This window comes from Bosea beijingensis (assembly GCF_030758975.1).
Taxonomy (GTDB): domain Bacteria; phylum Pseudomonadota; class Alphaproteobacteria; order Rhizobiales; family Beijerinckiaceae; genus Allobosea; species Allobosea beijingensis.
On sequence record NZ_CP132359.1, the window covers coordinates 222053 to 235187 of the forward strand.

At 66.0% G+C, this 13135-nt stretch carries 14 protein-coding genes; 10 read left to right on the top strand and 4 right to left on the bottom strand.

Translation table 11 applies throughout. From position 1 onward, the window contains the following. Positions 1-20 precede the first annotated feature (20 nt). Both Q9235_RS01065 and Q9235_RS01070 read left to right on the top strand, forming a co-directional pair. Positions 21-938 (top strand): ABC transporter permease, encoded by a 918-nt coding sequence (locus Q9235_RS01065; protein WP_306224920.1) that lies wholly within the window; start codon positions 21-23, stop codon positions 936-938. After that, positions 938-1810, top strand: coding sequence for an ABC transporter permease (locus tag Q9235_RS01070; protein ID WP_306224922.1), 873 nt, complete (start codon positions 938-940; stop codon positions 1808-1810). The genes Q9235_RS01065 and Q9235_RS01070 overlap by 1 nt, the downstream gene beginning before the upstream one ends. Before the next feature lie 6 nt (positions 1811-1816). On the opposite strand, the gene Q9235_RS01075 is transcribed toward Q9235_RS01070, so the two are convergent. Further along, positions 1817-2968, bottom strand: a complete 1152-nt coding sequence (locus Q9235_RS01075) for an acyl-CoA dehydrogenase family protein (RefSeq protein WP_306224923.1) — start codon at positions 2966-2968, stop codon at positions 1817-1819. A gap of 112 nt (positions 2969-3080) precedes the next feature. Between Q9235_RS01075 and Q9235_RS01080 the strand changes: the two genes are divergently transcribed. Then, positions 3081-4274, top strand: a complete 1194-nt coding sequence (locus Q9235_RS01080; RefSeq protein ID WP_306224925.1) for a CaiB/BaiF CoA transferase family protein — start codon at positions 3081-3083, stop codon at positions 4272-4274. An 8-nt stretch (positions 4275-4282) separates the two neighbouring features. After that, on the top strand, positions 4283-4909 hold the full coding sequence (locus Q9235_RS01085; RefSeq protein WP_306224926.1) for a TetR/AcrR family transcriptional regulator: 627 nt from the start codon (positions 4283-4285) through the stop codon (positions 4907-4909). Between the two features lie 2 nt (positions 4910-4911). On the opposite strand, the gene pdxR is transcribed toward Q9235_RS01085, so the two are convergent. Further along, the gene (gene pdxR, locus Q9235_RS01090) at positions 4912-6339 is read right to left on the bottom strand and encodes a MocR-like pyridoxine biosynthesis transcription factor PdxR (protein ID WP_306224927.1); all 1428 of its coding nucleotides are present in this window, start codon (positions 6337-6339) and stop codon (positions 4912-4914) included. A gap of 75 nt (positions 6340-6414) precedes the next feature. Between pdxR and Q9235_RS01095 the strand changes: the two genes are divergently transcribed. Further along, positions 6415-7038: an FMN-binding negative transcriptional regulator gene (locus tag Q9235_RS01095; RefSeq protein ID WP_306224928.1), complete on the top strand. Its 624-nt coding sequence runs from the start codon at positions 6415-6417 to the stop codon at positions 7036-7038. A 101-nt stretch (positions 7039-7139) separates the two neighbouring features. After that, positions 7140-7841, top strand: a complete 702-nt coding sequence (locus Q9235_RS01100) for a metallophosphoesterase family protein (protein WP_306224929.1) — start codon at positions 7140-7142, stop codon at positions 7839-7841. Between the two features lie 10 nt (positions 7842-7851). On the opposite strand, the gene Q9235_RS01105 is transcribed toward Q9235_RS01100, so the two are convergent. Both Q9235_RS01105 and Q9235_RS01110 read right to left on the bottom strand, forming a co-directional pair. Then, positions 7852-8250, bottom strand: a complete 399-nt coding sequence (locus tag Q9235_RS01105) for a hypothetical protein (RefSeq protein WP_306224930.1) — start codon at positions 8248-8250, stop codon at positions 7852-7854. 87 nt (positions 8251-8337) lie between these two features. Next, complete coding sequence (locus Q9235_RS01110; protein WP_306224931.1) at positions 8338-8940, bottom strand: periplasmic binding family protein; 603 nt, start codon at positions 8938-8940, stop codon at positions 8338-8340. A gap of 158 nt (positions 8941-9098) precedes the next feature. On the opposite strand from Q9235_RS01110, the gene psrA reads away from it, so the two are divergent. The 4 genes from psrA to phnE all read left to right on the top strand — a co-directional run bounded on the left by psrA (position 9099) and on the right by phnE (position 12798). Continuing rightward, positions 9099-10187: an iron-containing alcohol dehydrogenase PsrA gene (gene psrA / locus Q9235_RS01115; RefSeq protein WP_306224932.1), complete on the top strand. Its 1089-nt coding sequence runs from the start codon at positions 9099-9101 to the stop codon at positions 10185-10187. 78 nt (positions 10188-10265) lie between these two features. Beyond that, the gene (gene phnD, locus Q9235_RS01120) at positions 10266-11141 is read left to right on the top strand and encodes a phosphonate ABC transporter substrate-binding protein (protein ID WP_306224933.1); all 876 of its coding nucleotides are present in this window, start codon (positions 10266-10268) and stop codon (positions 11139-11141) included. 29 nt (positions 11142-11170) lie between these two features. Beyond that, positions 11171-11980 carry a phosphonate ABC transporter ATP-binding protein gene (gene phnC, locus Q9235_RS01125; protein ID WP_306224934.1) on the top strand — a complete coding sequence of 270 codons (810 nt, stop codon included), beginning with the start codon at positions 11171-11173 and terminating at the stop codon, positions 11978-11980. Positions 11981-11994: 14 nt separating this feature from the next. Continuing rightward, positions 11995-12798: a phosphonate ABC transporter, permease protein PhnE gene (gene phnE, locus Q9235_RS01130; protein WP_306224935.1), complete on the top strand. Its 804-nt coding sequence runs from the start codon at positions 11995-11997 to the stop codon at positions 12796-12798. Positions 12799-13135 lie beyond the last annotated feature (337 nt).

Consider the following 13135-nt stretch of genomic DNA (forward strand, 5'->3'; position numbering starts at 1 on the left):
CCGCTATCCCCGGAGCCGTCATGCTGCCCTTTCTCGCGCGCCGCCTGATCGTCGCCGCCCTCGTGGCGCTCGCCGTCTCGGCCGTCGCCTTCGGATTGATGTTCGTCTCCGGCGATCCCGCCGTCGTCCTCGCCGGCCAGGCCGGCCGGGCGCAGGATGTCGAGCTGATCCGGCAGGTCTATGGCCTCGACCGGCCGATCCCGCTGCAGTTCCTGAGCTGGATCGGCAATGCCTTCGCCGGCAACTTCGGCACGAGCCTCTATTTCAACCTGCCGGTGGCGCCGATCATCGCCGAGCGGCTCTCGGTCACGCTGGTCCTCGGCTCGGCCGCCTTCCTGCTCGCGCTCGTCGTCGCCGTCCCGCTCGGCATCCTCGCCTCGCTCAAGCCCGGCGGCACGATCGACCGCATCGCCCTGATGCTCGCGGTGCTCGGCCAGGCGATCCCGAGCTTCTGGCTCGGCCTGATCCTGATCGTCATCTTCGGCATGTGGTACGGGCTCGTGCCGATCTCCGGCACCGAAAGCTGGCAGGGCTATATTCTGCCCGTGGTGGTGCTCAGCTACTACGCGATGCCCGCCCTGATGCGCCTGACCCGCGCCGGGATGATCGACGTGCTCACCGCCGACTATATCCGCACCGCCCGCGCCAAGGGCGCCTCGCAGCCGCGCGTCCTGCTGGTCCATGCCCTGCGCAACGCCGTGCTGCCGCTGGTCTCGCTCGCCGCCGTGCAGTTCGGCCTGATGCTCTCCGGCTCGATCGTCATTGAAAGCGTCTTCGCCATCAACGGGCTCGGGCGCCTCGCCTGGGAATCGCTGCTGCGCAGCGACCTGCCGGTGGTGCAGGCGATCATCCTGATCCTCTCGCTGATCTACGTCACGCTGACCACTGCGGCCGATCTGATCAATGCCTGGCTCGACCCCCGCCTGAGGAGCGCCTGATGTCGATCGCCGACAGCCCTACCATCCGCCGGCGCAAGCTCTTCAAGGGCCTGAGCGCCAGCAGCGCCATCCGCATCGGCGGCGGCCTGCTCGCCATCATCGTCTTCGTCGCGATCTTCGCGCCCTGGCTGTCGAGCCATGACCCGATCGCACAGGATCTCGGCAAGCGCATGGTGCCGCCCTTCTGGTATCCGGGCTCGGACCCGGCCCACCTCCTCGGCACCGACCATCTCGGCCGCGACTACCTCGCCCGCCTGCTCTATGGCGCCCGCGTCTCGCTGCTGATCGGCCTCGGCGTCACGCTCTGCGCCGGGTTCATCGGCACGATGCTCGGCCTCGCCGCCGGCTATTTCGGCGGCCGCACCGACATGGCGATCAGCTTCATCGTAACGACGCGACTCTCGCTGCCGATCGTGCTGGTCGCGCTCGCCGCGGTGGCGCTCGGCGGCGCCTCGCTGAAGACGCTCGCCATCGTGCTCAGCCTGCTGCTCTGGGATCGTTTCGCGGTGGTCGTGCGCGCTGCGGCGCAAAGCCTGCGCAGCCGCGAGTTCGTGCAGGCGACCCAATCCTTCGGCGCCTCGCATCTCTACATCATGCTGCACGGCATCCTGCCGAACCTGCGCAACACGCTGATCGTGGTCGCGACGCTGGAGATCGCCAACGTCATCCTGCTCGAAGCCGCGCTCTCCTTCCTCGGCCTCGGCGCCCAGCCGCCGACGCCCTCCTGGGGCCTGATGATCGCGGAAGGGCGCGAGCACATCCTGTTCGACCCCTGGCTGATCGCCTTGCCGGGCGCCGGGCTCTGCCTGCTGATCCTGGCAGTGAACCTGCTCGGCGACGGCGTCCGCGACGCGCTCGACGAAAAGCGCTGAGCGGGTTCAATCCAGCGCTTTCACCATGTTGCGGGCGATGACGATCTGCTGGATCTGCGAGGTGCCCTCGTAGATGCGGAACAGGCGGGCATCGCGATAAAAGCGCTCGATGCCGTGGTCGGCGATGTAGCCGGCCCCGCCATGGATCTGCACGGCCCGGTCGACCACGCGCCCGACCATCTCGCTGGCGAAGAGCTTGCAGCAGGCGGCGTCCGTCGCGACGTCCTCAGCCCGATCCTTGGCGCGCGCCGTCTCCAGCACCATGCAGCGCGCCGCATAGGCCTCCGTCCGGCTGTCGGCCAGCATCGCCTGCACGAGCTGGAACTCCGCGATCGGCTGGCCGAACTGCTTGCGCTCGACGGCATAGCGCAGGCTGTCATCGATCACGCGCTCGGCCATCGCGACGCAAACCGCCGAGATGTGCAGGCGCCCGCGATCGAGCACCTTCATCGCCGTGCGAAAACCCTGCCCCTCGCGCCCGCCGAGCAGGGCGTCAGTCGGCACGCGGCAATCCTCGAAGATCACATCCGATGTATGCGAGCCACTCTGGCCCATCTTCTTGTCGACCGGCCCGAGCGAGAGCCCGGGCGTGCCCGCTTCGACGAGAAAGGCCGAAACGCCCTTGGCGCCCGGCTGCGACGGATCGGTCCGCGCGAACACCGTGAACAGGCCCGCATGCGGGGCATTGGTGATGAAGCGCTTGGTGCCGTTGAGGACATAGCCGCCCTCGACCTTTCGCGCCGAGGTCTTGAGTGAGGCGGCATCCGAGCCCGCCTCCGGCTCGGTCAGCGCGAAGGAGCTGATCAATTCGCCCGAAGCCAGTCGCGGCAGATAGCGTTGCTTCTGTTCCTCCGTGCCGTCCATAATCAGCCCCTGCGAGCCGATGCCGTTATTGGTCCCGATCAGCGAGCGGAAAGCCGGCGAGGTCTTGCCGAGCTCGAAGGCGACCCGGACCTCCTCCTCCATCGTCAGGCCGAGGCCGCCATACTCCTCCGGGATCGACAGGCCGAACAGGCCCATACCCGCGATCTCCCGGCGGATCTCAGGCGGAATGCGATCCTCCTGCGCGACCTGATGCTCCAGAGGCCGCAGGCGCTCGCGCACAAAGCGCGCCACGCTCTCCAGCAGCCCCTGCATCGTCTCGCTGTCCAAGGCCATCGTCCTCTCCCTCGCTTGCCCTCGCCCGGCACCTCGGGCTTCCTTGACAAGGCGGGGCAGTTAAATACCTTCCAGCCGGTAAGTAAATATCGAGAGCGCGAGGCGAGCGGCGATGGGCGCGGCACTGGACGGCATCAAGGTTCTCGATCTCACCCGCGTGCTCGCCGGCCCCTGGGGGACGATGACACTGGGCGATCTCGGCGCGGAAATCTGGAAGATCGAGCAGCCCGGCGCGGGCGACGACACGCGTGGCTGGATGCCGCCCTCGGTCGAGGGCATCTCGACCTATTATCTCGGCGCCAACCGCAACAAGAAGAGCCTAGCCGTCGATATGGGCACGGCCGAGGGCCGCGAGATAATCGTCGAACTCGCCCGCAAGGCCGACATCCTCGTCGAGAACTTCCGGCCGGCCTCGCTGCGCAAGTTCAAGCTGACCTATAACGACCTCAAGGCGATCAATCCGCGCCTGATCGTCTGCTCGATCTCCGGCTATGGTCGCGGCCACGCACAGGAGGAGCGGCCCGGCTACGACTTCATCATCCAGGCCGAATCCGGCTTCATGGCGATCACCGGCGAGCGCGACGGCGAACCGATGCGCCTGGGCGTCGCCTTCATCGATCTCGTCACCGGCATGAACGCGGTGCAGGCGGTGCTCGCTGCACTCTACATGCGCGAGCGCACCGGCGAGGGACAGTGGCTCGATATCGGGCTCAACGACAGCGCGCTGTTCCTCCTGGCGAATGTCGCCTCGGGTTATCTCAACACCGGCAAGGAGCATGGCCGCTACGGCAACGCCCATCCCAGCATCGCGCCCTACCAGATCTTCGCCTGCAGCGATGGCCGCATCGCCATCGCCATCGGCACCGACGAGCAGTTCCGGCGCTTCTGCCGGGTGATCGGCCTGCCCGCGCTTGCGGAAGACCCACGCTATGCGACCAACCGCAAGCGCACCGAGCATCGCGACACGCTCCTGCCGCTGCTCGAACAGCATTTCTCCGGCCTGAAGCTTGCGGGAACGCTCGCTGCTCTGCACGCAGCCGGCGTCCCGGCCGGCGATGTCCGCAGCGTCGGGCAGGCCTTGACCAGCGACATCGCGGAGCTGCGCCAGAGCGTCGTTTCCGTGCCGGCGCCGACGATCGGCACGTTCCGCTCGGTGCGCAGCCCCTTGCGCATGTCGGCGAGCCCGATGAAGGAGCCGACGCCGCCGCCTTCAGTCGGAGAACACACGGACGCGGTCCTGGCCGAGCATCTTGGTCTTGGGCCAGAGCAGATCGCCCGTTTGCGTTCCTCCGGCGCGATCGGTTGACGCAAGCCATGGCGGCACCGGGCAACCCCGCACCGAAACCGAAGCGCCAGGGCCGCCCGCCAACGATCGCAAACGCCCGCGACCGCATCCTCGATAACGCCGCCCGCCTCTTTGCCCGCAACGGCTATGACGGGACCTCGCTCGGCGATCTCGCGACCTCCGTCGGCGTCACCAAGGCGGCGATCTACCACTACTTTCCCAACAAGCAGGAGATCTACGCGGCGATCATCGTGCGGACCCTCGAAGGGCTGCGCCATCATGTCTCTCAGGCCATGGCTCAGGTCGCAGCCCCGGAAGAGGCGCTCGCTCGCTTCATGACCGCCCATGCCGATTTCTTCGAGGATCACTATGACGGCTTCCTCGCCATGCTCGTCGGCTATGGCGGCATGGAGAACGTGGTGATGCTCGCCGAGGCGCAGAAGCTGCGTGACGAGCACGAGCAGGCCCTGCGGCAGATCATCGCCAACGGCATTGCCAAGAGAGCCTTCCGGCCGGTCGATGTCGACGTCACCAGCCGCGCCGTGCTCTCGATGCTCAACTGGATGGTGCGCTGGTTCAAGCCGGGCAAGGGCCGTCGCGCCGCATCCTTCGCGCAGGATTATTTCGACCTAATGCTGGGCGGCCTGCGCGGCTGACTTCAGGCCGCCGCCGCAAACACCTTGGCCAGTCCGGCGACGCCACGCCGGATCACGTCGACATCATGCGCCGCATAGCCGATGACGAACCCCGCCTCGGTCGGCCGCGCGGCCCCGGGCGCATAGAGTGGCCCTATCGGATAGAGGCCGATCCCTGTCTCGCGAGCCGCCTCGACGATGGCCGCTTCGCGCTCTGCCGGGACGCCGTTCAGCCAGGCGACGACATGCAGGCCCGTATCCGCCCCGGTTACCGTCAGGCGCGAGCCGCACTCCGTCGCCAGAGCCTGCAACAGCGCCGCCCGGCGCTCCGCATTCCGCCTGCGGATGCTGCGGATATGGCGCTCATAGCCGCCACCAGCGAGAAACTCCGCCAAGGCCTCCTGCTCCAGCAGCGGCGTGTGCCGGTCGGTCAGGCGCTTGGCCTCCGTGAAGGCGCCGCAGAGATCGGGCGGCACGACGAGATAGCCGAGCCGCAGCGTCGGCGAGAGCGTCTTCGAGACGGTGCCGAGATAGATCACCGTATCGGGTGCGGATGCCTGGAGAGGCGGGATCGGCGCGATATTGTGCCGGTATTCTCCGTCATAGTCGTCCTCGACGATCATGGCCCCGGTTTCGGCGGCCCAGTCCAGCAGGGTCCGCCGCCGCGCCGCCGAGAGCACGCTGCCAAGCGGGTATTGATGCGACGGCGTGACATAAGCCAATCGGGCTTCCGGCAGTTCCTCGGTCCGGATGCCCTCGCGATCGACGCTAACGGGCACCGCCACGCCACCCGAGGCAGCGAAGGCGTGCCGCGCCAGCACATAGCCGGGATCTTCCATGACGAAGCGGTCGCCCGGGTTGAGCAACAATCGCGCACAGAGGTCGAGCCCCTGCTGAGAGCCGTTGACGACGACGATCTGCTCCGGCGTGCAACTGATCCCGCGGGCGCGCCACAGATAGCTCTGCAAGGCCGCCCGCAGCGGAGCCGAGCCCTGCGGATCGCTGTAGCGCAGTCGCTCGGCCCGGCGCAGACTCGCCCGGTTGAGCGCGCGCCGCCAGGCCAGCATCGGGAAATCCGCCCCGTTCAGATCGCCATAGCGAAGATCGGCGACGCGATAGGTCAGGAATCGGGCCGGCTTGGGCAAGGCAAGCAGACGCTCGGCAAAATCGGACAGAATCCGCGCGCTTGCGGGCGCGGCGACCGTCGGCATCGGCACTGCCGCGAGGCCACCCGCCACGACGGCCCGCGCGCCGGTACGATTGAGCAGATAGCCCTCCGCGATCAATTGCCCGTAGGCGGCCGTGACCGTGGTCCGCGACACGCCCCATTCGATAGCCAGCGCCCGGCTCGACGGCAGGCGGTCGCCGGGGCGGTATTCCCCGTCATGAATCCGCTGCTTGATCGCGGCGATGATCCGGCGGGCGACACCCTGCCCTTCCAACTGGACCACACGAAATCCTCAGAACTGGATATTCCTGACAGTCCAGATTGTAGGCATGACGACGGCGGCACAAGGAGTTTCCCCATGTATACCCCACCGGCCTTCCGCGATGAAAACAGGGACAGCCTGCTGGCGACGATCCGCGCCGCGCGGCTCGCCACCTTCATCACCGCTACCGTGGAAGGCCCGCTGGCGACGCCGCTGCCGCTCTTCATCGACGACAGCGAGGGCGAACATGGCGTGCTCTACGGGCATCTCGCCAGGGCGAACCCGCAATGGCGCGCTCCTGCCATCGGCAACGGCCTCGCCATCTTCGCCGGGCCAGACGCCTATGTGACGCCGAGCTGGTATGCCGTGAAGCAGGAGACAGGCAAGGTCGTGCCGACCTGGAACTATGTCACTGTCCACGCCTCCGGGCCGGTCGAGTTCTTCGACGATGCGGCCCGCCTGCTCGACGTCGTCACGCGCCTGACCAACCTGCATGAAGGCGAGCGCGCCGCGCCCTGGGCGGTCTCCGATGCGCCGGCGGAGTTCATCCAGGCGCAATTGCGCGGCATTGTCGGCCTGCGCATGCCGATCGCGACGCTCGAAGGCAAGCGCAAGCTCAGCCAGAACCGCAGCCCGGCCGACCGTGCCGGCGTGGCCGGAGGCCTCGCCGAAAGCGAACGGCCGATCGACCGCCATGTCGCGACGTTGATCCCGGTCTGAAGTCAGGCCGGCTCGCCTTCATGAAGCACCCGGCCTAAGCAGGGATGATGGATGGTTCATGCCCCGTGAGCCTTCCGCGACAGCCTTTGACGAGCCACCCCATGAAGATCGCGATCATCTCCGACATCCACGGCAATCTCGACGCGCTTCAGGTGTTCTTCGAGAGCCAGGCAGCTTCCGAGAATTTTGATGAGCTCTGGGTGCTGGGCGATCAGGTCAATTTCGGCCCGCAGCCGCGCGAAGTCGTCGAGATCATCCGGGATCGTGCCGGCATCGCGATCCAGGGCAACCACGATCACGCTGTCGGCTTCGACGATGACAGCCGCTGGACGCCCGCGTTTCGCGCCATGGCCGAGGCGACGCGCCGCCATACCTCCGCCGAGCTGAGCGACGAGCAGAAGCTCTATCTCCGCGAATTGCCGCTGACCGTACAGGTCGAGCGCGGCAGCACACGCTTCCAGCTCGTGCATGCGACCCCCTCGGACCCGCATTACGGCTACCTGCTTGCGGATGCGGATGGCTGGGCAGCCGAGCTGGAGAGCGTCGATGCCGACGTGCTGCTGGTCGGGCACACGCATACGCCCTTCATCCGCCGGATCGGCAACAAGACCGTCGTCAACCCCGGCAGCATCGGCCAGCCGCGCCGCGGCAAGCCGCGACCGAGCTATGCGATCTGGCAGGACGGCGTCTTCGAGCTTCGCAACTACGACTATCGGATCGAAACGACGGTCGCGAAGCTCGAGAAGCTCGGCCATCCCCCGGAGGTCGAGGCGGAACTAATCCGCATCCTCCGGGAGGGCTGAACGATCGGGCTTAACCGGCCCGCTTCGCCACGATGGTCAGTTCGCCATCGTCGTCGAGCGAGGCGATGACCACGTCGCGGGAGGTGAAGCCCTTCGTGGCCAGCGCCGATTTCAGCTTCGGCTCGTTCTCGATCGTGGCCTGGATGCGTTGCAGTTGCCCGGCCGGCTGCGCCTTCGACTGCTGCGTCACCTGCTCCTGGGCCGCGGCCGGAAGAGCGTCCATGTCGACCACGCTGATCGACTTGATCGTCCCGGCCTTTTGATCCTGGGAGGGTGTGGATTGAGCCGGCGGCGTGGGGGTCGCCGGCGCTTGCGCGAGCGCGCTGCCCGAAACGAGCAGCGCGGTTCCGATGGCAATCATGGCCTTCCGCATGGAGTGTTCTCCTGTCTGTTGGCGATGAAAGGCCATCGGACAGTCGAAATGCGGTCTCAGGCTGAAGCCGGTCTGGTCATTTCGCGGTGATGTTGTGGCGAAGCCTGCCACAACATTTGCGCCTCACGCCGGCCGCAACTGCGCGAAAACCTCGTTCGCCTTGAGTGGCCGCGTCTCCGGGAAAGCCCGCGCCAGCAGGTCGAGGGCCTCCTGCAGGCGCGCCGGATCGACATCGCCGTCCCGCACGCCCTGCCGCTCGGTATGGTTCATCTCGATCGCGAGCGTGCCTTTGAGGCGCCGCAGATTGATCGCGCGATCGAGCTGGGGCCGCATCTCCATCACCGCATCGATCCCGGCTTCCGAATCGGCGCGCAGATCGGCGAAACCCTTGGCGACCGCCTCGACCAGCGCGCGGGCCAGGCCGGCATCGGCCAGCAAGGCCGGCGATGCCAGCAGGGTATTGCCGTAGAACGAGGGCAGCCAGTCGCGGTATTCGATGAAGCCGACCTTGTCCTCGATCGAGAGGCCTTCCTCGGAGAGCGAAGCCTTGATCGTGTTGACGAAGCCGAAGACGCCGTCGCAATCGCGCGTCTCGACCATGCGCCGCACCATCAGCCCGAGCGAATCCTCCGAGAAGATCAGCTTGACGCGGGAGGCATCGACTCCGGCTGCCACGACGAGCGCCGGGAACATCTGCAAGGCCGCATCATAGGTATGGCCGAGCATGGTTGCCCGCGCCCTTCCGGGCAAAAGCGGCGGCTTGCCTCGGAGTTACATAGAAAAAGCCGATCAATAAGGATCAAAAAATCAATTTGTTATGGTGATGGGGTTCTGTGAGCATCCTCGCAACGAAGCCGGCAAGGCGCATTGCGAGGATGAACCGCATGAACTGGGCGTATTGGAATCCCGTCAGGATCCGCTTCGGCTCCGGCTTGCTCGACGAGGTCGCAGGGCTGATCGGTAAGCGCCGCTGGGCGCTCGTCACCTATGACCAGCCGATCTTCCGTGAATTGTCCGCCCGCTTGACCGCAATTGCCGGCGTGCCGGTCGTCTCGATCACCAATATCGAGACCAATCCGGATTGCGCCGATCTCGCCCTGTCATGCCGCCAGTTCGGCGCAGCCGAGCCGGCCGAGGTCATCGTCGCGCTCGGCGGCGGCTCGATGATCGACGCCGCGAAGGTGCTGGCCGCCAGCAACGGCGATTTCGAGACCGTGCGCCGCCACCTCGTCGAGAAGAAGCCGCTCGACGAAAACACGATCATCCCGATCATCGCCGTGCCGACGACCGCCGGCACCGGCAGCGAGGTCACCTCCTGGGCGACGGTCTGGGACTCAGCCAACGGCAGCAAATACTCGCTCGCGCATCCCCGGCTCTATCCGGAGACCGCAGTGCTCGACCCCGCTCTGACGGTCGGCGCGCCGCGCGGCTTGACGCTGGCGACCGGGCTAGACGCCCTGTCCCATGCGCTGGAGAGCATCTGGAACGTCAACGGCAACCCGGTCTCCGCCAATTACGCGGTCGAGGCGGCGCGGGAGATCATCGACACCCTGCCCCGCCTGCTGGAGCGCCTCGACGATGTCGAGCTTCGCGCCCGGCAGATGCGCGCGAGCCTGCTCGCCGGCATGGCCTTCTCCAATACCAAGACCGCGCTCGCGCATAACATTTCCTACGACATCACGCTGAAGAGCGGCACGATCCACGGCATTGCCTGTTCCTTCTCGCTGCCGATCGTAATGCGCTGGGCGATGGGTGCCCAGCCGCAATGCGACGCCGCGCTGCGCCGCGTCTTCGGCCCCGATCTCGAGGCAGGAGCGGAGCGGCTCGGCGCCTTCCTGCGCAATCTCGGCGTCTCGACCGATCCGACCGCCTACGGTGTCTCGGCGCTCGAGTGGAACCGCCTCGTCGGCAAGGCGCTCGAAGGCGAGCGCGGCCGCAATTTCATCGGAAGACAGGCGGCCATGGCCGCCTGAAAGCAAGCGACGGGCAACGACACCCGCAACGGTTCACCGGCAGATCAAAAGATCGCCGGATCATCTTGGGAGGATGACATGACCATTACGCGTCGGACGATTCTGAAGAGCTCGCTTGTCGCGGGAACGGTGCTGGCGATGCCGGCACTGGTGAAGGCCCAGCCGAAACAGATCCGCGTCGGGCTGATCCCGTCCGAGGATTCGCGGGCGATGCTGGAATCGAGCCAGCAGCTCCTCGATGCGCTGGAGAAGAACCTCGGCATCAAGGTCCAGGGCTTCGTCGCCTCGGATTATAACGGCGTGATCGAGGCGATGCGCTCGAACCATGTCGACGTCGCCTATCTCGGGCCGTTCTCCTATGTGCTGGGCACGACGGTGGCGCCGATCGAGGCCTTCGCGACGGCGGAAACGGCAAAGTCGAGCCGCAGCTTCTATCGTAGCCAGATCATCGCGCGGAAGGATAGCGGTATCCGCGATTGGAAGGACCTGAAAGGGCGCACCTTCGCTTTCGTCGACCCATCCTCCACCTCGGGCCATCTCTTCCCGAAGGCCGGGCTGATGAAGCTCGGCTTCGACCCGGAGAAGGATTTCGGCCGCGTCCTCTTCACCGGCTCGCACGACGCCAATGCGCTCGCCGTCGCCAACAAGCGCGTTGACGCCGCGACGATCGCCGACCGCATCTTCGATGCGGCCGTGCAGAAGAAGCTGGTTGATCGGGCCGATATCCACGTCGTGTGGGAATCTGATCCGATTCCGGAATCGCCGACCTGCTGGCGCAAGAACCTGCCCGACGATCTGAAGAAGCAAATCAAGTCGGCCTTCCTGAATATCCGGGACATCACCTGGGCAGACCAGGGCAAGCTCAACCGCTTCGTCGAGACCAACGACCAAGCCTACGACATCATCCGCGAGACGGCGAAGGTGCTGAAGCTCGATCTCACCAAGATGAAGTAGTCGCGAACGCGACCGGCGGAGAAAGCGACATGATCACGATCGAAGGCCTGAAGAAATCCTATGCCGGCCGCCCGGTCCTCCAGGGCATCGACCTCAGCGTCAAAGCCGGCGAATTCCTCGTCGTGCTCGGCCCCAGCGGCGCCGGCAAGTCGACGCTGCTGCGCTGCATCAACGGGCTGGCCCAGCCCGATGCCGGGCGCACCGTCATCGACGGCACGGTGTTCGACACAAAACGCGCGGCGGCCGGCAAACGGCCGGTCGCAATGATCTTCCAGCACCACAATCTGGTGAAGCGCCTCTCGGTGCTGAAGAACGTACTGGTCGGCCGGATGGCCGGACTGTCCTCATTCCTCAGCATGCTCCAGCTCTTCCCGAAGGAGGACGTTGCCATTGCAATGGATTGCCTGGCGCGGGTCGAGCTTGCTCACAAGGCGAATTCGCGTGGCGACCAGCTCTCCGGCGGCGAGCAGCAGCGTGTCGGCATCGCCCGCGCGCTGGCGCAGCAGCCGGCGGTGATCCTCTGCGACGAGCCGGTGGCGAGCCTCGATCCCAAGACCTCGCGCATCGTGCTGGGTTACCTCAAGGCGATCTGCAAGGCCGAGGGGATCGCGGTGATCTGCAACCTCCATCAGGTCGATTACGCCGTGGAGTTCGGCGAGCGCATCGTCGGCCTGAGCGGCGGACGGGTGATCTTCGACGACACGCCCGATCACCTGACCTCGGAGATCGTACACCAGATCTATCCCGGTCTTGAGGACCCCGGCATCAGCCGCGTCCTCAAGCCCCGGCCAGTGAGCCAGCCCGCACTGGCGCCGATGATCGCCCCTGCAATCGCCTGACGGGAGGAAGAGCCATGTCCTTCGGAACGCTGCAACTCGTCATCCGCCCGCCGCAGAACCGCTTCGGCTGGTGGGGCGTCGGCGCGATCGCGCTCGCCATCCTCGCCTTCCTGTGGTGGGCGGCGCTCGGCTCCCAGATCAACGCCAGCAATCTCTGGAACGGCATCCCCTATATGTGGGACTTCCTCGTCCGGATGGTGCCGCCCAACCCGGAATTCCTCGAACGGCTTTGGAAGCCGGCGCTGGAGAGCCTGCAGGTCGCGGTCTGGGGCACCTTGCTCGGCGTCGTCATCGCCCTGCCGATCTGCTTCTTCGCGGCGCGCAACCTCAGCCCGAGCCCGGCTGTCTTCCACGCGACACGGCAATTGCTCAACTGCATGCGCGGCATCAACGAGATCATCCTGGCGCTGATCTTCGTCGCCGCGATCGGGCTCGGCCCCTTCGCCGGCGTGCTCGCGCTCGCCATCCACGGCGCCGGCATGCTCGGCAAGTTCTTCGCCGAGGCGATGGAGGACATCGACGAAGGGCCGCTGGAGGCCTTCCGCTCGGCCGGGGTCGGCCCGTTCAAGACCTTCTTCTTCGGCGTGCTGCCGCAGGTCCTGCCGACCTGGCTCGGGACGATCTTCTACCGGCTGGAGACCAATGTCCGGCAATCGACGGTGCTCGGCATGGTCGGCGCCGGCGGCATCGGCTTCGAGCTCGTCTCCTCGATGAAGCTGTTCAAGTACCAGGACACCGCGACCTGCATCCTCGTCATCCTCGCGATGGTGCTGGTTGCGGACCTGATCTCGTCCCGCGTCAGAGCGTTGATCCGCTGAAGCGGTTATCGAAAGGCATCGGCAGCGCCTCGCCGCCGGCCTTCATCGCCGTTCTGACCGGGAATGGTGGGCCGGGCCGGAGCGCCTACCACCCCTCTAAGTGCTTGATAGTCCTAAGCTCTACACAGCAAGCTTGTTCACAATGGCCCACTTAATTGGCCTAGCTCATACTGCGTCTGCACTCAATCAGCCGGACTGAAAAAATGACGGAGAATTTCGTTCGGGTATCTGTATTCCCTTTTTGGGCTCCTGCCCCCCGTACCCCATGTCAGTTTATGGCCGGCATATTCCCATTCTCTTCATTCAGTTCCTGCTTAGAGCCGGATGTTGCAAATGG

Excerpts from the sequence above, each read along its gene's own strand:
- Q9235_RS01065 (WP_306224920.1), top strand. The coding sequence starts at position 21 with ATGCTGCCCTTTCTCGCGCGCCGCCTGATCGTCGCCGCCCTCGTGGCG.
- Q9235_RS01070 (WP_306224922.1), top strand. The coding sequence starts at position 938 with ATGTCGATCGCCGACAGCCCTACCATCCGCCGGCGCAAGCTCTTCAAG.
- Q9235_RS01075 (WP_306224923.1), bottom strand. The coding sequence starts at position 2,968 with ATGGCCTTGGACAGCGAGACGATGCAGGGGCTGCTGGAGAGCGTGGCG.
- Q9235_RS01080 (WP_306224925.1), top strand. The coding sequence starts at position 3,081 with ATGGGCGCGGCACTGGACGGCATCAAGGTTCTCGATCTCACCCGCGTG.
- Q9235_RS01085 (WP_306224926.1), top strand. The coding sequence starts at position 4,283 with ATGGCGGCACCGGGCAACCCCGCACCGAAACCGAAGCGCCAGGGCCGC.
- Q9235_RS01095 (WP_306224928.1), top strand. The coding sequence starts at position 6,415 with ATGTATACCCCACCGGCCTTCCGCGATGAAAACAGGGACAGCCTGCTG.
- Q9235_RS01100 (WP_306224929.1), top strand. The coding sequence starts at position 7,140 with ATGAAGATCGCGATCATCTCCGACATCCACGGCAATCTCGACGCGCTT.
- Q9235_RS01105 (WP_306224930.1), bottom strand. The coding sequence starts at position 8,250 with ATGGCCTTTCATCGCCAACAGACAGGAGAACACTCCATGCGGAAGGCC.
- Q9235_RS01110 (WP_306224931.1), bottom strand. The coding sequence starts at position 8,940 with ATGCTCGGCCATACCTATGATGCGGCCTTGCAGATGTTCCCGGCGCTC.
- psrA (WP_306224932.1), top strand. The coding sequence starts at position 9,099 with ATGAACTGGGCGTATTGGAATCCCGTCAGGATCCGCTTCGGCTCCGGC.
- phnD (WP_306224933.1), top strand. The coding sequence starts at position 10,266 with ATGACCATTACGCGTCGGACGATTCTGAAGAGCTCGCTTGTCGCGGGA.
- phnC (WP_306224934.1), top strand. The coding sequence starts at position 11,171 with ATGATCACGATCGAAGGCCTGAAGAAATCCTATGCCGGCCGCCCGGTC.
- phnE (WP_306224935.1), top strand. The coding sequence starts at position 11,995 with ATGTCCTTCGGAACGCTGCAACTCGTCATCCGCCCGCCGCAGAACCGC.